20 protein-coding genes and 1 pseudogene are annotated in these 18,712 nt (G+C 70.7%); 15 read left to right on the top strand and 6 right to left on the bottom strand.

Going from position 1 to position 18,712, the window contains the following annotated elements:
* Positions 1-41: 41 nt before the first annotated feature.
* Positions 42-1,037, bottom strand: a complete 996-nt coding sequence (locus tag C7456_RS16000; protein WP_109724801.1) for a DUF2066 domain-containing protein — start codon at positions 1,035-1,037, stop codon at positions 42-44.
* 124 nt (positions 1,038-1,161) lie between these two features.
* Here C7456_RS16000 and purM point away from each other — a divergent pair, with 124 nt between their 5' ends.
* The 3 genes from purM (at position 1,162) to C7456_RS15985 (ending at position 3,817) form a co-directional block, all read left to right on the top strand.
* Positions 1,162-2,190 (top strand): phosphoribosylformylglycinamidine cyclo-ligase, encoded by a 1,029-nt coding sequence (gene purM / locus C7456_RS15995; protein ID WP_109724800.1) that lies wholly within the window; start codon positions 1,162-1,164, stop codon positions 2,188-2,190.
* Positions 2,191-2,395: 205 nt separating this feature from the next.
* Positions 2,396-3,061, top strand: coding sequence for a phosphoribosylglycinamide formyltransferase (purN, locus tag C7456_RS15990; protein ID WP_109724820.1), 666 nt, complete (start codon positions 2,396-2,398; stop codon positions 3,059-3,061).
* A gap of 42 nt (positions 3,062-3,103) precedes the next feature.
* Positions 3,104-3,817, top strand: coding sequence for a DUF3108 domain-containing protein (locus tag C7456_RS15985; RefSeq protein WP_109724799.1), 714 nt, complete (start codon positions 3,104-3,106; stop codon positions 3,815-3,817).
* Positions 3,818-4,087: 270 nt separating this feature from the next.
* Here C7456_RS15985 and murA read toward each other — a convergent pair whose 3' ends face one another.
* Positions 4,088-5,347: a UDP-N-acetylglucosamine 1-carboxyvinyltransferase gene (gene murA / locus C7456_RS15980; RefSeq protein ID WP_109724798.1), complete on the bottom strand. Its 1,260-nt coding sequence runs from the start codon at positions 5,345-5,347 to the stop codon at positions 4,088-4,090.
* Between the two features lie 44 nt (positions 5,348-5,391).
* Positions 5,392-5,631: a BolA family protein gene (locus C7456_RS15975; RefSeq protein WP_109724819.1), complete on the bottom strand. Its 240-nt coding sequence runs from the start codon at positions 5,629-5,631 to the stop codon at positions 5,392-5,394.
* Between the two features lie 183 nt (positions 5,632-5,814).
* Between C7456_RS15975 and C7456_RS15970 the strand changes: the two genes are divergently transcribed.
* From C7456_RS15970 to ptsP, 12 genes are all read left to right on the top strand, one after another.
* Positions 5,815-6,825, top strand: coding sequence for a KpsF/GutQ family sugar-phosphate isomerase (locus tag C7456_RS15970; RefSeq protein WP_109724797.1), 1,011 nt, complete (start codon positions 5,815-5,817; stop codon positions 6,823-6,825).
* A gap of 135 nt (positions 6,826-6,960) precedes the next feature.
* A complete protein-coding gene (locus C7456_RS15965) occupies positions 6,961-7,503 on the top strand; it encodes a KdsC family phosphatase (protein ID WP_109724796.1) in 543 nt (180 codons plus the stop codon).
* A 62-nt stretch (positions 7,504-7,565) separates the two neighbouring features.
* On the top strand, positions 7,566-8,117 hold the full coding sequence (gene lptC, locus C7456_RS15960; protein WP_109724818.1) for an LPS export ABC transporter periplasmic protein LptC: 552 nt from the start codon (positions 7,566-7,568) through the stop codon (positions 8,115-8,117).
* Positions 8,071-8,652, top strand: coding sequence for a lipopolysaccharide transport periplasmic protein LptA (lptA, locus tag C7456_RS15955; protein ID WP_109724795.1), 582 nt, complete (start codon positions 8,071-8,073; stop codon positions 8,650-8,652). Before lptC ends, lptA begins: the two co-directional genes overlap by 47 nt.
* Before the next feature lie 3 nt (positions 8,653-8,655).
* Positions 8,656-9,375 (top strand): LPS export ABC transporter ATP-binding protein, encoded by a 720-nt coding sequence (gene lptB / locus C7456_RS15950; RefSeq protein WP_109724794.1) that lies wholly within the window; start codon positions 8,656-8,658, stop codon positions 9,373-9,375.
* A gap of 89 nt (positions 9,376-9,464) precedes the next feature.
* On the top strand, positions 9,465-10,904 hold the full coding sequence (locus tag C7456_RS15945; RefSeq protein ID WP_109724793.1) for an RNA polymerase factor sigma-54: 1,440 nt from the start codon (positions 9,465-9,467) through the stop codon (positions 10,902-10,904).
* A 124-nt stretch (positions 10,905-11,028) separates the two neighbouring features.
* Positions 11,029-11,352 (top strand): ribosome hibernation-promoting factor, HPF/YfiA family, encoded by a 324-nt coding sequence (hpf, locus tag C7456_RS15940; protein WP_109724817.1) that lies wholly within the window; start codon positions 11,029-11,031, stop codon positions 11,350-11,352.
* Between the two features lie 234 nt (positions 11,353-11,586).
* Positions 11,587-12,537: an HPr(Ser) kinase/phosphatase gene (gene hprK / locus C7456_RS15935; protein ID WP_109724792.1), complete on the top strand. Its 951-nt coding sequence runs from the start codon at positions 11,587-11,589 to the stop codon at positions 12,535-12,537.
* 4 nt (positions 12,538-12,541) lie between these two features.
* A complete protein-coding gene (rapZ, locus tag C7456_RS15930) occupies positions 12,542-13,447 on the top strand; it encodes an RNase adapter RapZ (protein ID WP_109724791.1) in 906 nt (301 codons plus the stop codon).
* A gap of 39 nt (positions 13,448-13,486) precedes the next feature.
* Positions 13,487-13,879: a PTS sugar transporter subunit IIA gene (locus C7456_RS15925; RefSeq protein ID WP_109724790.1), complete on the top strand. Its 393-nt coding sequence runs from the start codon at positions 13,487-13,489 to the stop codon at positions 13,877-13,879.
* The gene (locus C7456_RS15920; RefSeq protein WP_109724789.1) at positions 13,872-14,141 is read left to right on the top strand and encodes an HPr family phosphocarrier protein; all 270 of its coding nucleotides are present in this window, start codon (positions 13,872-13,874) and stop codon (positions 14,139-14,141) included. Before C7456_RS15925 ends, C7456_RS15920 begins: the two co-directional genes overlap by 8 nt.
* Before the next feature lie 117 nt (positions 14,142-14,258).
* Positions 14,259-15,986 carry a phosphoenolpyruvate--protein phosphotransferase gene (gene ptsP, locus C7456_RS15915; protein WP_109724788.1) on the top strand — a complete coding sequence of 576 codons (1,728 nt, stop codon included), beginning with the start codon at positions 14,259-14,261 and terminating at the stop codon, positions 15,984-15,986.
* A gap of 37 nt (positions 15,987-16,023) precedes the next feature.
* Here ptsP and C7456_RS15910 read toward each other — a convergent pair whose 3' ends face one another.
* From C7456_RS15910 to C7456_RS15900, 3 genes and pseudogenes are all read right to left on the bottom strand, one after another.
* Positions 16,024-16,197, bottom strand: a complete 174-nt coding sequence (locus tag C7456_RS15910; RefSeq protein ID WP_170120238.1) for a hypothetical protein — start codon at positions 16,195-16,197, stop codon at positions 16,024-16,026.
* Positions 16,198-16,234: 37 nt separating this feature from the next.
* The gene (locus C7456_RS15905; RefSeq protein ID WP_109724786.1) at positions 16,235-17,056 is read right to left on the bottom strand and encodes an Imm49 family immunity protein; all 822 of its coding nucleotides are present in this window, start codon (positions 17,054-17,056) and stop codon (positions 16,235-16,237) included.
* Positions 17,057-17,070: 14 nt separating this feature from the next.
* Positions 17,071-18,712 (bottom strand): annotated as a pseudogene (locus C7456_RS15900) (hypothetical protein); the annotation flags it as partial.

Below are 18,712 nucleotides of genomic sequence, written 5' to 3'. Positions count from 1 at the left end.
GTTTGCGTCTCGGCGCGCCCCGCGCGGGCGGCGCGGCCCCGTCAATGCAGCCAGCGCAGGCTGGCGTCGGCGCCCTCGTGCCGGCCGGCCTGGATGAAGCGGCCGCCCGCCGCCAGGCTCGCGGCCAGCACCGGCGGCGGCATGCTCGCCTTCACCGCCAGCAGCATGCCGTCGTCCTTGGCGCCCAGCGTCACCACCTGGCGCACGGCGGGGTCGACGCGCAGCGCGGCGAGCAGGTTGGCGTAGTCGGCCGCCGAACCGAGCCCGCCGACCCACAGCCGCCCGTCGCTCACGGTGCTGCCGATCACGTTGAGCTGCTGGCCGAGCCGGTCGACCAGCGCGTTGCCGGCGTCGGCCAGCAGCGCCGCCTGGGTCGTGCCCTGGCCGCTCCAGTGCTGCGGCTGGCCGCCGGAGATCAGCGTCCAGTCGGCGCTGCCGCCCTGCAGCGAGCCGAGCAGGATCAGGCCGGTCTTGTACTGCTGGCTCACCGCGGCCAGCGTCGCCGGGTCGGCGGCCGCCAGCTTGGCCGGGTCGGGCGCGCCGGCCGGGTCGGGATAGACCACGCTGCCGCCGCGGGCGGTCACGGCCTGGCCGAGCGGGTCGAGCGCGTCCTTGCCGAGCAGGCTGCCGTCGGCGCCGCGCACCACCGCCAGCACCGGCGGCTTCACCCCGGCCGGCGCCACGCCGATCTGCGCGATCAGCCGGCGCACCGCGCCCGGGTCGAAGGTCGCCTGCACCGCCAGGCCGTTGCCGGCGCGCTGGTACTGGTACTGCTGCACCAGGCCCGGCGCGCCCTTCAGCGCGTCGGCGTAGCCCGGCTTGCTGCGCAGGTCCTGGCCGCCGGCCACGCGCACCAGCACCTGGGTGAGCCCGTCGGCGAAGGCCTGGTCGCGCTGCGCCTCGCTGGTGTCGGTGACCGGCACCACCACGGTGTACGGCGAGGCCTGCGCCGGCGCCTGCCCCTGCGCGTGCGCCGGCGGCAGGACGGCGGCGAGGCCCAGCAGGCACAGGGCGGAGAGCAGGCGGTACAGGCGCATGGGGAGGCTTCCGTGGAGGCGGACGGCCGAAGTCTGCCCAATCCACCCCGCAGCGTCCATCCGGCCGCATGGCGCCGCCGCGACATGCGGTAGAATCGCGCGTTTCCACACGCCCGGGACCGCCATGTCCGACGCCCTCACCTACCGCGCCGCAGGCGTGGATATCGATGCCGGCAACGCCGTGGTCGAGCGCATCAAGCCGCTGGTCAAGCGCACCCTCCGTCCCGAGGTGATGGGCGGGCTGGGCGGCTTCGGCGGCCTGTTCGACCTGGCCGGGCGCTACCGCGAGCCGGTGCTGGTGTCCGGCACCGACGGCGTGGGCACCAAGCTCAAGCTGGCCCAGCAGCTGGGCCGCCACGACACCATCGGCATCGACCTGGTCGGCATGTGCGTGAACGACGTGCTGGTGCAGGGCGCCGAGCCGCTGTTCTTCCTCGACTACTTCGCCACCGGAAGGCTGGACGTGGACACCGCCGTGGCGGTGGTCGGCGGCATCGCCCGGGGCTGCGAGCTGGCCGGCTGCGCGCTGATCGGCGGCGAGACGGCGGAGATGCCGGACATGTACCCGCCCGGCGAGTACGACCTGGCCGGCTTTACCGTGGGCGCGGTGGAGAAGTCGCAGCTGCTCACCGGCGAGGCCATCGTGGCCGGCGACGCGATCCTCGGCGTGGCCTCCAGCGGCCCGCACTCGAACGGCTACTCGCTGATCCGGAAGATCCTCGAGCGCGCCGGCAGCCCGCTGGAGCTCGACCTCGGCGGCGTGAGGCTGGCCGACGCGCTGATGGCGCCCACCACGATCTACGTGAAGCCGATGCTCGAACTGATGAAGGCCCGGCCGGTGCACGGCATGGCGCACATCACCGGCGGCGGCCTGAAGGAGAACATCATCCGCGTGGTGCCCGACGGCCTGGGCCTGGCCATCGACGCGGCGGCGATCGAGCTGCCGCCGGTGTTCGACTGGCTGATGCGCGAGGGCAAGGTGGCGCGCGAGGAGATGTGGCGCACCTTCAACTGCGGCGTCGGCTTCACCGTGATCCTGCCGCGCGACGCCGTGGCGGCGGCCTCCGCCCTGCTGGCGAGGCACGGCCTGGCCAGCGCGGTGATCGGCGAGGTGGTGAAGGCCGACGGCGACGAGCGCGTGCGGATCGGCTAGCTGCCGCGCACCGCACGCACCGACCGCTCAAGCAGCGCAACGCGCCAAGACCGCCCCGCCGTCATTCCGGCGAAAGCCGGAATCCGGTCGGGCAACCCGTGCGAAGCACACAAAATCCGTTTCCAGTGCTTCGCACGACGCATTTCACTGGATTCCGGCCTTCGCCGGAATGACGAGCCCCAAAGCCGACGACCACCCTCCGGACATGCCCCCACCCCTGCGCATCGCCGTCCTCGCCTCCGGGCGCGGCAGCAACCTCAAGGCGCTGATCGCCGCGCGCGACGCCGGCGCGCTGCCGGTCGAGTTCGCCGCGGCCGGCAGCGACCGGGCGGACGCGGATGCGCTGCGGCTGGCGCGCGACGCCGGCATCCCCGCGTTCGCCCTCGACCCGAAAGCCTACGCCAGCCGGCGCGACTTCGACCGGGAGCTGTTCCGCCGCCTCGACGCCACCGGCGCCGGGCTGCTGGTGCTGGCCGGCTTCATGCGCGTCCTCGACGGCGAGGCGCTGAAGCCCTGGGTCGGGCGGACGATCAACATCCACCCCTCGCTGCTGCCCAAGTACCGCGGCCTGCACACGCACCGGCGCGCGCTCGCGGCCGGCGATGCCGAGCACGGCGCCAGCGTGCACTACGTCACCGCGGAGCTGGACGGCGGCCCGGTGATCGCGCAGGCGCGCATCGCCGTCCGCCCGGACGACGACGAGCACAGCCTGGCGCAGCGCCTGCTCGCGGAGGAGCACCGGCTGCTGCCGGCGGTGGTCGCGCTGATCGCGCAGGGGCGCCTGGCCTATCTCGCGCCGGACGGCGCGGCGCTCGACGGCCGCCGCCTCGCCGCGCCGCTGCAACTGCGCGACGGCGCGCTCGCGCCCTGAACCTGCACGGGACGTTCAGGCGGGGCGCGTAGACTGCGGCCCATGAACACGCTCCCCGCCCTCCGCAGCTTCGCCGCCGGCCTCGCGCTGGCGTTCGCCGCCGCCGCCGCGGCCGCCACTTCCGCGCCGGCGCCCTTCACCGCGACCTACCGCGTCCTGCAGGGCGGCCAGCCGATCGGCGAGGCGGTGATCACGCTCAAGCCCGTCGGCGACGGCCAGTGGGAATACAGCAACCGCACCCAGGGCACCGGCGGCCTGGCCGCCGCGCTGGGCGCCAGCTCCAGCGAGACCACCCGCTTCCGCTGGAACGGCGGCGCGCCGGAAACCGTGAGCTACGACTACCGCATGGACGCGGCGATCAAGCGCAAGCAGCGCCATCTCGCGGTGGACTGGAACGCCCGCCAGGTCACCGTCGACGACGGCAAGGGCCCGGTCGGCTACGCCAGCGCGCCGGGCCTGGTCGACCGCAACACCGTGCCGCTGGCGATCGGCCTGGCGCTGCGCGACGGCCGGCAGGCGCTGGCGCTGCCGGTGGCGGTGAAGCGCAACGTGGAGACGCAGCGGTTCAAGGTGGCCGGCCAGGAGCCGGTGCAGGTGCCCGCGGGCCGGTTCCAGGCCGCGCGGGTGGAACGCACCGACGCCGAGCGCGCCTTCAGCGCCTGGTACGCGCCGCAGAAATACCCGGTGCCGGTGAAGCTGGCGCAGAGCGACGGCGGCGACCTGGAGCTGCAGTTGGTGAGCTACAAGCAGCCCTGACCGTACTCCCTCTCCCCTCGGGGAGAGGGCTGGGGTGAGGGGCCGCTCTGGCCGCGCGGTCCCGCCTGCCGCACGGCCCCATCCGAACTGACCGCGCAGTCCCATCCGAAGCCCGCTTCGTCGGCGGCCTTGTCGCAAGGCTGCCCCCTCACCTCGGTCCTCTCCCCGGAGGGGAGAGGAAGCAAAAAAGGCCGCTCGCGCGGCCTTTTTCCGTGCAGCCACCATGCAACGGCCCTGCGCGCGGCGGCCGCCGCGCGCCGACGGCGCAACTCAGCTCGGCAGGCGGCGGATCCTCGCCCCCAGCACGCCCAGCTTCTCCTCGATGTTCTCGTAGCCGCGGTCGATGTGGTACACGCGGTCCACCGTGGTGTCGCCCTCGGCGACCAGGCCGGCCAGCACCAGGCAGGCCGAGGCGCGCAGGTCGGTGGCCATGATCGGCGCGCCGCTCATCTTCGGCACGCCCTGGATGATCGCGGTGTTGCCCTCCAGCCGGATGTCCGCGCCCAGCCGCTGCAGCTCGTGCGCGTGCATGAAGCGGTTCTCGAACACCGTCTCGGTGATGATGCCCACGCCCTCGGCGATGCAGTTGAGCGCGGTGAACTGCGCCTGCATGTCGGTGGGGAACGCCGGGTACGGCGCGGTGATGATGTTCACCGCCTTGGGCCGGCGGCCGCCCATGTCCAGCTCGATCCAGTCCGGCCCGGTGGAGATGTGCGCGCCGGACTCCTCCAGCTTGGCCAGCACCGCGTCCATGGTGTTGGCGCGCGCGCCGCGCGCGCGCACCTTGCCGCCGGTCATCGCCGCGCCGACCAGGAAGGTGCCGGTCTCGATGCGGTCGGGCAGCACCTCGTACTCGGCGCCGTGCAGGCGCTCGGCGCCGTGGATGGTCAGCGTGGCGGTGCCCACGCCCTCGATCCGCGCGCCCATCGCGGCCAGGCAGTGGGCCAGGTCCACCACCTCCGGCTCCTGCGCGGCGTTCTCGATGACCGTGGTGCCCTCGGCCAGCGCCGCGGCCATCATGATGTTCTCGGTGCCGGTGACGGTGACCATGTCCATCGCGATGCGCGTGCCCTTCAGCCGCCTGGCCCTGGCGCGGATGTAGCCGTTGGTCACGGTGACCTCGGCGCCCAGCGCCTGCAGGCCGCGGATGTGCTGGTCCACCGGGCGCGAGCCGATCGCGCAGCCGCCGGGCAGCGACACCTCGGCCTCGCCGAAGCGCGCCACCAGCGGGCCCAGCACCAGGATCGAGGCGCGCATGGTGCGCACCAGGTCGTACGGCGCCACGTAGCTGCTGATCGGGCGCGGGTCGACGTGGATCTTCATGCGGTCGTCCAGCACCAGCTGCACGCCCATGCGGCCGAGCAGCTCGATGAAGGTGGTGACGTCGTGCAGGTGCGGCACGTTGCTGATCGTCACCGGCTCGTCGGCCAGCAGGCAGGCGGCGAGGATCGGCAGCACGGCGTTCTTCGCGCCGGAGATGGCGACTTCGCCATGGAGCGGCTCGCCGCCGCTGATCAGGATCTTGGCCATGGGGGTTCCTTGGAAAAGCGGGTTGCGGGCGGGCGGCTGCAGCCTCAGCGGCGCGCCGCGGCCTCCTCGGGGGTGAACGTCTTGAGCGCCAGCGCGTGGATCGCCCCGCCCATCAGCCCGCCCAGGGTGGCGTAGACCAGCCGGTGCCGCGCCAGCGGCAGCTTGCCGGCGAACTGGCTGGCGACCACGGTGGCCTCGAAGTGCACGCCGTCGTCGCCGCTGACTGCGACCTGGGCGCCGGGCAGGCCGGCCTCGATCAATGCCTGGATGCGCTCGGCGTCCATCGGGAAATCCATCGGAAAGCGTCGAAAGCGGCGCGATCCAGAATGCATGCTGAATCCAACGCGCCGTAATATGACGGTAAAATGCGAATGTGCCATGGTAAAGGAAATCCGCTGGCACAGAAATGCCGCGGCCCGGCGCATGCCGTTGCAGCGCTCCCGATGGACCAGGAATCCCGAGGACTCATGAACGCACGCATCGCCCCGTCCGCCGCCGCCAAGCTGGACCCGGACGCCCTCGTCCGCAGCGCCCGCACGGTGGTCGCCACCGAGGCGGCCGCGATCCGCGCGCTGGAACCGCGCATCGGCGCGGAGTTCGTCGCCGCCTGCCGGCTGATCCTGGGCTGCCAGGGCCGCGTGGTGGTCACCGGCATGGGCAAGTCCGGCCACATCGGGCGCAAGATCGCCGCCACCCTCGCCTCCACCGGCACGCCGGCGTTCTTCGTGCACCCCGGCGAGGCCAGCCACGGCGACCTCGGCATGATCCTGCCGCAGGACGTGGTGCTGGCGCTGTCCAACTCCGGCGAGACCGACGAGGTGCTGTTCATCCTGCCGGTGATCAAGCGCCAGGGCATCCCGCTGGTCGCCATCACCGGCAACCCGAGGTCCTCGCTGGCCGGCCAGGCCGACGTGCACCTGGACGCCAGCATCTCCGCCGAGGCCTGCCCGCTGGGCCTGGCGCCCACCGCCAGCACCACCGCCGCGCTGGTGATGGGCGACGCGCTGGCGATCGCGCTGCTGGAGGCGCGCGGCTTCACCTCCGAGGACTTCGCCCGCTCGCACCCGGCCGGCAGCCTGGGCCGCCGCCTGCTGCTGCACATCGGCGACGTGATGCACGCCGGCGCCGGCATCCCCGCCGTGGCGCCGGACGCCAGCCTCACCGAGGCGCTGATGGAGATGACCCGCAAGCACCTGGGCATGACCGCGGTGGTCGACGCCGAGGGCCGCCTGCTCGGCGTGTTCACCGACGGCGACCTGCGCCGCGCGCTGGACGACGAGCAGGTGGACCTGCGCAACGTGCGCGTGGCCGACCTGATGACGCGCAACCCCAAGACCATCGGCGCCGACAAGCTCGCCATCGAGGCGGCGCAGCTGATGGAGAAGCACCAGATCCACGCGCTGCTGGTGGTGGACGAGGCCGACAGGGTGGTCGGCGCGCTGAACATCCACGACCTGCTGCGCGCCCGCGTGGTGTGAGGACGGGCGGCTCGGGGGCGGGGGACGAGCAGCGAGGGCGCCCGCCTTCCGCCCGCACCCGCGCCTTCAGCGCCTCCTAAGCCCGCATCGTCGACGATCCTCGCCCCCGCTACCCGCCACTCGCCCCTCCCCGCCATGCCCTACCTCGCCGACCTCCCCAGCGAACTGCTCGCCCGCGCCGCGGCGGTCCGCCTCGTCGCCTTCGACGTGGACGGCACGCTCACCGACGGACGCCTGCACTACGGCGAGGACGGCCACGAGACCAAGGTGTTCCACGTCCACGACGGGCTCGGCATGAAGCGCCTGCAGGCCCACGGCGTGCAGGTGGCGATCGTCAGCGCGCGGATCAGCCACCCGGTGGCGCTGCGCGCGGAGGAGCTGGACATCGCCCACGTCTACCAGGGCCAGGGCGACAAGCGCGCCTGCCTGCAGGAGCTGCTCGACGCGCTCGGCCTCGCGCCCGAGCAGGCCGCCTTCGTCGGCGACGACCTGCCCGACCTGCCGGCGATGCGCCTGGCCGGCCTGGCGGTGGCGGTGGCCAACGCGCACCCGTGGGTGGCCGAGCAGGCGCACTGGCGGACCCGCCTGCGCGGCGGCGAGGGCGCGGCGCGCGAGGTCTGCGACCTGGTCCTGCTGGCCCAGGGCCGCGCCGCCGCGGAACGGGAGCGCTGGCTGTGAACCCGTTCCGCCGCCTGCGGCCGTGGCTGCGCGACCGCCGCCTGCCGGCCGCCATCGTGCTGATGGCGCTGGCGGTCGGCGCGGTGCAGACGCTGCAGTGGTGGCTGGCCCCCGCGCCCAAGGTCAGCGACTTCGTCGGCCCGCCGCGCTCGGGCTACACGCTGGGTAACTTCCGCGGCGTGGTGTACGACAAGGACGGCCTGCCCAGCTTCCGCATCGCCGGGCCGCACCTGGAGCGGCGCGAGGGCGACGAGTCGCTGTACCTCAACGCCCCCACCTTCGAGCTGCCCGCCAAGCAGCCCGGCGTGCCCGACTGGCACGGCCAGTCCGAATACGGCTGGGTGGACAAGAGCGGCAACCTGATCAAGCTGCAGGGCCCGGTGCACATGCACCGCCCGGCCTACGGCGACACCGCCGCCGCCGACATCCGCACCAGCGAGGTGACCGCCTGGCCGAAGGAGAACCGGATGGAAACGGCCGAGCCGGCGCAGCTGGTGCAGGGGGCCAGTACAATGAGCGGGGTTGGCATGCGCGCCAACCTCAACGACAAGCACCTGGAGCTGCTCCATGACGTCCGCGCCACTTTCCCGCCGCGCCAGCGCAAGCCCGCCTAAGCTCGCCATCGCGGCGCTGGGCATGCTGCTCGCCCTGCCCGTCCTGGCCAAGCAGGACGACCGCGACAAGCCGATGAACGTCGAGCACGCGGACAGCTTCGACGGCTTCCAGAAGCCCAACAGCGTGAGCACGCTGAAGGGCCACGTGGTCATCACCCAGGGCACGCTCAGGCTCACCGGCGACGTGGTCAAGGTGTACTTCGACGCCGACGAGCAGATCAGCCGCACCGTGGTCACCGGCTCGCCCGCGCACATCCAGCAGCTGGACGACAACAACAACCTGATGCAGGGCGACGCCGCCACGCTGGACTACGACAACATCAAGGGCGTCGCGGTGCTGACCGGCAACGCGGTGGTCAAGCAGCAGGGCCGCGGCGAGGCGCACGGCGACAAGCTGACCTACAACACGCAGACCAGCGAGATGACCGGCGAGAGCGGCGGCGACGGCCGCGTGCACATGACCTTCCTGCCCAAGCCGCGGGCCGCCGCCCAGCCCGCCAAGGCGGCTTCCGCGCCGGCCGAGCAGGGCAAGTAATCGATGCTCTCCGCCGAAGGCCTGCAGAAGCGCTACCGCTCGCGCCAGGTGGTGCGCGATTTCGGGTTCTCCATCCGCCAGGGCGAGGTGGTGGGCCTGCTCGGCCCCAACGGTGCCGGCAAGACCACCTGCTTCTACATGGTGGTGGGCCTGATCGAGGCCGACGGCGGCAGCATCCGGCTGGACCGCCAGGACATCACCGGCCTGCCGATGCACGCGCGCGCCAAGCTCGGCATCGGCTACCTGCCGCAGGAGCCCTCGGTGTTCCGCCGGCTGAGCGTGGCGGACAACATCCTGGCCGTGCTGGAGCTGCGCGAGGGGCTGGACCCCAAGCAGCGCGGCGCCGAGCTGGAGAGCCTGCTGGACGAGCTGAAGATCGCCCACATCGCCGACCAGAAGGGCGTCAGCCTGTCCGGCGGCGAGCGCCGCCGCGTGGAGATCGCCCGCGCGCTGGCCGCGCAGCCGCGCTACATGCTGCTGGACGAGCCGTTCGCCGGCGTCGACCCGATCTCGGTGGGCGAGATCCAGCGCATCGTGCGCCACCTCAAGGAGCGCGGCATCGGCGTGCTGATCACCGACCACAACGTGCGCGAGACGCTGGGCATCTGCGACCGCGCCTACATCCTGAACGACGGCGAGGTGCTCTCGCGCGGCACCCCCGCGCACATCCTCGCCGACGAGAAGGTGCGCGAGGTCTACCTGGGCCGCGAGTTCCGCCTCTGACGCGGCCGGACGGCCTAGGCGGTTTCGCTATGGTCCCCTAACGGGGGAGCGGTTAGGATGGTCGCAAGTCGTTCCATCCCCGCAGAGGCATGAAACCGGGCCTGCAGTTCCGTCTCCACCAGCAGCTCACCCTGACGCCGCAGTTGCAGCAGGCGATCCGGTTGCTGCAGCTGTCGCAGTTGGAGCTGGAAGCGGAGCTGCGCCAGATCGCCGAGGGCAACCCGCTGCTGGAATTCGAGGACGAGGCCGCGCCGGGCGAGGCCGCCGAAAGCTTCGACGACAGGTATCCGGCCGAGGCCGCCCCCGCCGCCGACCACGACGGCGACGAGCCGCCCGACTGGGCCGACGCCGCCGGGCCGAGCGACGCGCCGATCGACTTCTCGCTGCCCAGCGGCGGCGGCGCGCCCGCCGGCGACGAGGACTTCGAGCCGCAGCGCGCCGCCCCCGAGACGCTGCAGGAACACCTGCTGTGGCAGCTGAACCTGGCGCCGTTCACGCCGCGCCAGCGCGCCATCGCCACCGTCATCATCGACGCGCTGAACCCCGACGGCTACCTGGCCGAGGGCCTGGACGCGGTGCTCGCCGCCCTGCCCGCCGACCTCAAGGCCACCGTCGAGGAAGTGGACGCGGTGCGCCGCCAGGTGCAGCGCTTCGACCCCACCGGCATCGCCAGCCTGGACCTGCGCGACTGCCTGCGCGCCCAGCTGGAGCAGCTGGAACGGGCCACCCCGCAGCGCGAGCTGGCGCTGCGGATCGTCGACGGCGAGCTGGAGCTGCTGGCCCGCAACGACGTCGGCCGCCTCGCGCGCCGGCTGCACGCCAGCGAGGAGGAGGTGACCGCCGCGGCGCTGCTGATCCGCGGGCTGGACCCGCGCCCCGGCGCGGCGCTGGACCCCACGCCGGTGGAGTACGTCGCCCCCGACGTCTACGCCTACAAGGAAGGCAACCGCTGGAAGGTCAGCCTCAACCCCGACTGCCAGCCGCGGCTGGGCCTCAACCAGCACTACTGCAGCCTGATCGCGCAGGCGCGCGGCGAGGACGCCAGCTGGATGCGCGGCCAGCTGCAGGAGGCGCGCTGGCTGATCAAGAGCCTGGAATCGCGCGCCGAGACGCTGCTCAAGGTGGCCGAGGCGATCGTGCGCCGGCAGAGCGCCTTCCTCGACTATGGCCCCGAGGCGATGCACCCGCTGGTGCTGCGCGAGGTGGCCGAGGAGGTGGGCATGCACGAATCCACCATCTCGCGGGTGACCACGCGCAAGTACATCCACACCCCGCGCGGCACCTTCGAGCTCAAGCACTTCTTCTCCAGCGGCGTGTCCACCGAGGACGGCGGCGGCGCATCCGCCACCGCGATCCAGGCCATGCTGCGCAAGCTCATCGACGCGGAGGACCCACGCAAGCCGCTGTCCGACCAGGCGATCGCCGAGGAACTGCGCCGCAAGGGCATCCAGGTGGCGCGCCGCACCGTCGCCAAGTACCGGGAGGCCATGCGCATCCCCAGCTCCAGCGAGCGCCTGCGCGCCGGCTGAGCGCGCGGAACTTGCGGCGGCGGCAGCGATCCCCATACACACAGATGACTGACGGATGCGCCTGCCGGTCGGCGGCGCATCGACCCGCCGCCCGCCGGGCGGCCCGTACCAGAGGAGGCGCACCATGCAATTCCAACTCAGCGGCCAGCAGATCGAAGTCACGCCCGCCCTGCGCGACCACGCCACCAGCAAGCTCGACCGGCTGACCCGCCTCGACGACAAGTGCCTCGGCCTCTCCATCGTGCTGTCCGTGGACAAGCTGCAGCAGCGCGCCGAGGGCACGCTCGCGGTCAACGGCGCCACCCTGCACGCCGAGGCCGCCGAGGCCGACATGTATGCCTCCATCGACGTGCTGTTCGACAAGCTGGTCGCCCAGCTGCGCAAGCACCGCGACAAGCTGTGCGACAAGCACCAGCGCGAGGTGCGCCAGGAGCGCCAGTACGGCTGAACGGCGCCGCCAGGACAGACCCGGAAGACCCGCCGCCATGGCGGGTCTTCCGTTTGCGGGCCTGCCCGGATCGCGGCCGGAGGCCGCTCCCACAGGCTCGCGGCGGCCTTGTGGGAGCGGCCTCCGGCCGCGATCCCCCGCCCGCCCCGCGCCCCGCCATGCTGCGCTGCGGCGCACCCCCGGGCGAACTGGCACAATGGACGGGTCCGCCACCACCGGCAGAGGAACGGCAGCTTGGACCGGCTCACCGCACGACAACTGTTCGACGGCGTCCACGAGCGCATGGCGCTGCGCTGGGTCTCGGGCATGCGCGGCGAGGGGCGGGTGCTCGAGCGCGGCGCCACCACCTCGCGCCGCCCCTCGCTGATCGGCTACCTCAACGTGATCTACCCCAACAAGGTGCAGATCATCGGCACCGAGGAGCTCAACTACCTCGACAGCCTCGACTCGCGCCAGCGCTGGGACACCATCAACAAGATCGCCGCCTACCAGCCGGTGGCGCTGATCGTCACCAAGGACCAGCCGATCCCCTCCGACCTGCGCGAGGTGGCCGAGGAGACCAACACCCCGCTGTGGATCAGCTCCAAGCGCGGCCACGAGCTGCTGACCTGGATGCAGTACCACCTGGCGCGCATGCTGGCGCCGCGGATCACCCTGCACGGGGTGTTCCTGGAGGTGTTCTCGATCGGCGTGCTGATCACCGGCGAGTCCGGCTCGGGCAAGAGCGAGCTGGCGCTGGACCTGATCAGCCGCGGCCACCGGCTGGTCGCCGACGACGCCACCGAGTTCACCCTGATCGCCCCGGACGTGATCGACGGCACCTGCCCCGAACTGCTGCAGGACCTGCTGGAAGTGCGCGGCCTGGGCGTGCTCAACGTGCGCGAGATGTTCGGCCACACCGCGGTGAAGCCGTCCAAGTACCTGCGCCTGGTGGTGCACCTGAAGCCGCTGCGCGACGGCGAGGACATCGACGCGCTCACCCGCCTCACCGGCGACACCGGCCACCGCGAGATCCTGGAAGTGCAGGTGCCGATGATCACCATTCCGGTGGCGCCGGGCCGCAACCTCGCGGTGCTGGTCGAGGCGGCGGTGCGCAGCCACGTGCTCAAGAGCAAGGGCATCGACCCCGCGCAGACCTTCATCGACCGCCAGGCGCACCAGATGCGCCGGCTCCCGCCCTGGTGATCCCATGAGCGAACCCGCACCCGCGACGACCCTGCCCACGCTCGACCCGGACGCCGTACACCTGGTGGTGCTCACCGGCATGTCCGGCGGCGGCAAGACGGTGGCGCTGCGCGCGCTGGAGGACCTGGAGTTCTACTGCGTGGACAACCTGCCCACCGGCCTGCTGCCGCAACTGGTGCCGGCGGTGCTGAAGAACCACGGCGGCCGCCAGCGCCGCATCGCGGTGGGCGTGGACGTGCGCAACCCGGGCGAGGACCTCGAGCAGATGCCGGTGGTGCTCTCCGAGCTGGCCGCCAGCGGCGTGCAGGTGCACCTGATCTTCCTCGACTGCCGCGACGACGTGCTGATCAAGCGCTATTCGGAGACGCGCCGGCGCCACCCGCTGGCGCTGCGCGGCGTGTCGCTGGCCGACGCGATCGCCAACGAGCGCCGCCTGCTGCGCCCGCTGATGGCGATCGCCGAGCGCGTGATCGACTCCAGCGAACTCAACGTGCACCAGCTGCGCCGGCTGGTCGCCGCCGGCTACGCCCAGGCCGCCGCGCGGCTTACCCTGATGTTCCAGTCCTTCGCCTTCCGCCGCGGCCTGCCGCTGGACGCCGACTTCGTGTTCGACGCGCGCTGCCTGCCCAACCCGCACTGGAAGCCCGAGCTGCGCCCGCTGTCGGGCAAGGACGCGCCGGTGCGCGAATTCCTCGAGGCCGAGCCGCTGGTGACCGAGTACTACGCCGACACCGCGCGCTGGCTGGATGCCTGGCTGCCGCGCTTCGAGCAGGACGACCGCAGCTACGTCACCATCGCCATCGGCTGCACCGGCGGGCGCCACCGCTCGGTGTACCTGGTGGAGAAGCTGGCCGCGCACTACCGCGCGCAGCGCGAAAGCGTGCTCACCTTCCACCGCGAGCTGGAGTAACGCCATGCCGCATGTTCCGCCGCACGCAGGGGACCGGCCGTGAGCGTCGGCGTGCTGCTGATGACCCACGAGGCGGTCGGCAAGGCGCTGGTCGCCGCCGCCCAGCACGTGATGCCGCGGCTGCCGCTGCAGGTGGACGCGGTGGAGGTGCCGCCGAACGCCGACCCGGACGTGATGCGCGCGCTCACCGCCAGCCACGCGCGCGCGCTCGACCAGGGCGACGGCGTGCTGGTGCTGGCCGACCTGTACGGCGCCACGCCCTGCAACATCGGGCTGTCGCTGGCCGACCTGGGGGTGCGCATCCACTGCGTGTCCGGGCTCAACCTGCCGATGCTGCTGCGCGTGCTCAACTATGCCGAGAAGCCGCTCGACGAACTGGCGCAGATCGCGGCCAGCGGCGGGCGCGGGGGAATCTTCATCGACCATGCGTGAGCAAGAGATCGTCGTTTCCAACAAGCTGGGCCTGCACGCCCGCGCCTCGGCCAAGCTGGTGCAGCTGGTGCAGGGCTTCAAGTCCACCGTGTGGCTGGCCAGCAAGGGCCGCGAGGTGAACGCGCAGAGCATCATGGGCGTGATGATGCTGGCCGCCGGCCTGGGCACGCCGCTGACCGTGCGCGCCGAGGGGCCGGACGAGGAGGCCGCGCTGAACGCGGTGGTCGACCTGTTCGCGCGCAAGTTCGACGAGGGAGCGTGAGATGTTCGGTGTAGGGAACGGGAAACGGGGAACGGGGGACGAGTGGCCGTCCGGCAGCGTGGCGCGCCGCGTTCCCCGTTCCCCGTTCCCCGTTCCCCGCCTTTCGGGAGGCCGCCCATGAGGCACATCCTCGCCGGCACGCCCGCCTCCCGCGGCATGGCGCTCGGCCGCGCGCGGCTGGTGCAGCCCAGCCGCTACCTGGTCGACACCCGCCCGCTCGGCGACGACGAGGTCGAGGCCGAGCTGGAGCACCTGCACCGCGCGCTCGACACCGCGCGGCAGGAGCTGCGCGAGCTGCGCGGCAAGCTGCACGGCGCGCTGGCGCGCGAAGTCAACGAGTTCATCGACGCGCACAGCCTGCTGCTGGACGACCGCGAGCTGCTGCAGGGCCTGGACGACATGGTGCGCATCGGCCGCTACCGCGCCGGCGCCGCCCTCAAGAAGCAGCGCGACCGCCTCGCCAAGGTGTTCGAGGCGATGGACGACCCCTACCTGCGCAGCCGCAAGGAGGACATCGACCAGGTCATCAACCGGGTGATCTCCGCGCTGCAGCGCCAGACCACCCGCGAGGAGCGCAAGCTCGCCGCGCGCGTGGGCGAGATCCTGGTCGCCGACACCATCGCCCCCGCCGACATGGCGCACCTGGCCGGCAACGGCCTGCTCGGCGTGGTCGCCAGCTCCGGCAGCGCCTACTCGCACAGCGCCATCCTCGCGCGCAGCCTGGACCTGCCGATGCTGGTGGGCACGCGCGACGCGCTCTCCACCATCCACGACGACGACCTGATCCTGCTCGACGCCGAGCGCGGCGAGACCATCGTCCATCCCACCGCGCAGGACCTGGCGCGCTATCGCGCCTGGCAGCGCGAGGCCGCGCAGCAGGGCCGCCGGCTCGCCGCGCTCGCCAACGCGCCCACCCGCACCCGCGACGGCGCGGAGATCCGCCTGCTCGCCAACGCCGAGATGGCGCCGGACATCGCCATGGCGCGCGCGCGCGGCGCCGACGGCGTGGGCCTGTACCGTACCGAGTTCCTGTTCCTGCGCAGCAAGGGCCTGCCCAGCGAGGACGAGCAGTTCATCGCCTACCGCGACCTGGTGCTGGGCATGGGCGGACTGCCGGTGACCATCCGCACGCTCGACCTGGGCGCCGACAAGGCCGACGCCGCCGGCCTGGTGCTGCGCGGCGAGGACAACCCCGCGCTGGGCGTGCGCGGCGTGCGCCTGTCGCTGCGCTACCCGGCGGTGTTCACCACGCAGATCCGCGCCATCCTGCGCGCCGCCTGCTACGGCCCGGTGCGCGTGCTGGTGCCGATGGTCACCGTGCCGGACGAGCTGATCGCCGTGCGCACCCTGTTCAAGCTGGCGCGCCAGGACCTCAAGCGCGAGAGCGTCGACCTGCCCGAGAAGCTGCCGCTGGGCGCGATGATCGAGGTGCCCGCCGCGGCGATCAACGTGCGCGCGCTGCTCGAGCACGCCGACTTCCTCGCCATCGGCACCAACGACCTGGCCCAGTACGTGCTCGCCGCCGACCGCGGCAACGACGCGCTGGACAACATCTACAACCCGCTGCACCCGGCGCTGCTGCGGCTGATCTCCCACGTGATCGGCGCCGGCCGCCGCGCTGACAAGCCGGTGAGCCTGTGCGGCGAGATCGGTGGCGACGTGCGCTTCACCGCCCTGCTGCTCGCCCTCGGCCTCACCGAGTTCAGCATGCACCCCGGCCAGCTCCTGCACGTGCGCGACCGCCTGGCCTCGCTCGACCGCGGCGAGCTGCGCAAGCTGGCGCCCAGGCTGATCCGGGCGCATACGCACGAGGAAGTGGAGGAGTTGCTTGCGAAGCTTGAGTGAGCGCTTGCCGGCCGCCACCGTGGCGCCGGCCACCGGGTCATGCTCCGCATCGGCTCGCCATCTGCTCAGGCGTCAGCGCCACGCCCACGCTCAGGTCGAACTGCTGCGCCACCTGCACCCCTGCATCCATCAGCGCCCGATGCTGCGCCAGCGCGTCGATGGCGTCGCTCAGGAAGCGCCGCCCGGTCAGCGACGTGATCTGGTCCAGCACCGAGCGCTCCTCGTAGAAGCCGTCGGCGCTGACCCCATCACGTCGCAATGGGCGTGTCGATGTCGAAAGCCTGCATGAAAGGGTAAGGGTCGTAATAGGCATCAAGCGGTTTCACCGGCAGCCATTCGGCCGGAATCCAAGGCGTGTCCACCGTCACCTCGTAACCATGCCGCCAGGCGATCTTGGCGTAGATCACCGCCTCTTGGACGATGAACCAGCCGGTATAGCCCTGATCCTCGTTCCGCCACTTGCGTTCTTCCGGCGTCACCATTTCCGCCAACGCACTTTCCATGGCAGCCACATCGCCTTTTGCCAGCGCCAGATAGAACCGATTGTCCGGCGTGAAGCGCGCCATTCGCTTGGGCACATCGGCCAGAAAGCGTTCGCTGCGTTCCCGCAGCTTGTCCCACTCCCCACGCAGGGCCAGCTTAGCTTGGTAAGTCTCGAACTCGAACGTCCCGCCCTTGCTCGCACGCTTCAGGTCAACAGCATCGAATGTGCCGAACCATGCCACCAGTTGTGAATGGTCGGAAAGTAGGGGCCAGAGCATGGCGTTGCGCTCGTACAGCGCCCCCCAAATACCCCTATTGGGATCTTTCTGATAAAGGATGCGGTCAATCTTGCCGGCGATGTAAGCTTCCTGTTTGCACTTCGACAAGTCGCGGTCAGCAAACCAAGCCATCAGCGAGGATGTAATGGCAAGCTTTCTCAGGCCACCCTTACAAGCTTCCGGATCTCCTGTATTGGTATTTATATATTCCAATCTTACGCACTCACGTTCCTTATGGCTTTCCATATGCCCGCCAACATGTGCAAGGCCTTTTTCGACACTTAATGTGTAATCAGCAATAAAAGGCATGATTGAATCCTAATCTAATGAGGTGAGGGTACATTGACCGGTACACCGATCAATTGCCCAGTTTTCTTGTTCACGCCAATGACAGCCGTGTTCAACGTACCGCTGTCACGCGCTTGCTCAATGGCCTTATAGGCAGGTGACGTTTCGTCTATTTTATCCATCACTTGATCAATCCACTTTGCTGAAAGCTGCAAAGAATCATCCGCCGTCCTGCCAAGCGAGAATGCCCCATTCATCATTTGCTTGGCATCGATCAGAATCGTCACCGTTCCATCCGAGTTCTGTAGTACCGCATCGAAGCCCTTGTTACCGGCATACTTGCCACCGTCAAGTACCTTCATGCCCTGCTTCTTCGCCACCGAATTGACCAACGACTCGGTGAGACCGCCCGTTGGATCGCCTTCCCGTGCAATTCTTGTCAGTAGCGCCTGATCCTGCGCGTCGGCGACGTTTAGCACACACTGGCTGCCGCAGACTTTCGCTTGATTGATGAAGCCACCTGGCGTCGGCGTGACCGGAACCCCCTTCGCCAACTGCTCGAAATCACTGACCGCATTCAGGCTGCCGCTGTCGCCCACGAGCGTGAGCGTTCCATCCGCATTGAGGACCGCGGCGGCTTTCGCACCTATCGGCAGCAGCGGCACTATTCTCCCGTAAGCCAGTCCTCCCAGGCCAAGTACGCCCCCGCTCACCCCGACCCAGCCGGTACTGTGTCCCTGCTTGATCTGCTTCGCGCCTGCGTACAGCGAACTTCCCGACGCCCACGCCTCAAGACCAGCGCAGAGCGCGCCATCGCTCGCACCACACAGCACCAGACCCGCCTGAAGGGCCGCGCCGGCGTTGGTCGCCGTCGTCAGCGCGTTCTGCTCCGAAAGCACCTGATGGAACTGTCCTTCGTTAGGATAGGGGTAAGGCACGCCCACATGGCTCTGGGCGATCTGGTATTGATAGGCCGCCTGCCCGCCTGGCGTGTTCAACGTATCCGCATAGAGCGCGTCGTTGAAGTAGTCATCACCCAGCGCATAGAAATAATGTTGTCCACTGGGTAAGGTCTGGCCGCCGTACTGCGCGGTCAACCCATTGATGTAGCTCTCGGCTGCAGCGTCCATAAGGCCATCGTTATGACCGTTGACGTCACGGTTGGCCTGGGCAAGCAGACGGGAATCTGCATCTTTGATCTGGTCGGGAGTCGGATTGTCGCCGTAGAGCTTTTTGGCGAAATCTTCCGCATGGCCGTCGATGATCTTGATTTCATCGGGATGCAACTGCCGGTTGTACTGCTCGCCCTGCAAGGCCGTGGAGGCGCCGCTGGCCCCGCCGACTGTGCCGCCGATGACCGTGCTGGCCAGTTCCATCAGCACCTTGCCCTGGGCGCCGTTCGGGTCGATGCCGTGGTTGGCGAGGTAATCGGCCATCGCCCCGCTGGCTGCTTCGCTGGCGGAGGCGCCCAAGGCGCCTTGCGCCGCGTTGCCGCCGCCCAGCGCCGCCGTCGCCGCCCCCACCAGGCCGTGCAGCAGCACCTTGTTCGTGCCGCCTTCACTCCACGCCTTCCGCTCGGCTTCCGTCGTCGCGTGATCGGCCATGTAACCGGCCAACGCGCCCACCGAGCGCATGCCCACGTAGCCGGCCACCTGCCCCAGCTCCTGCTGATCCGCC

Origin of the sequence: Fulvimonas soli, assembly GCF_003148905.1 — a bacterium.
Lineage (GTDB): Bacteria > Pseudomonadota > Gammaproteobacteria > Xanthomonadales > Rhodanobacteraceae > Fulvimonas > Fulvimonas soli.
Note: the sequence above shows the minus strand (reverse complement) of the source record. Positions and strands in the feature narration are given on the sequence as shown.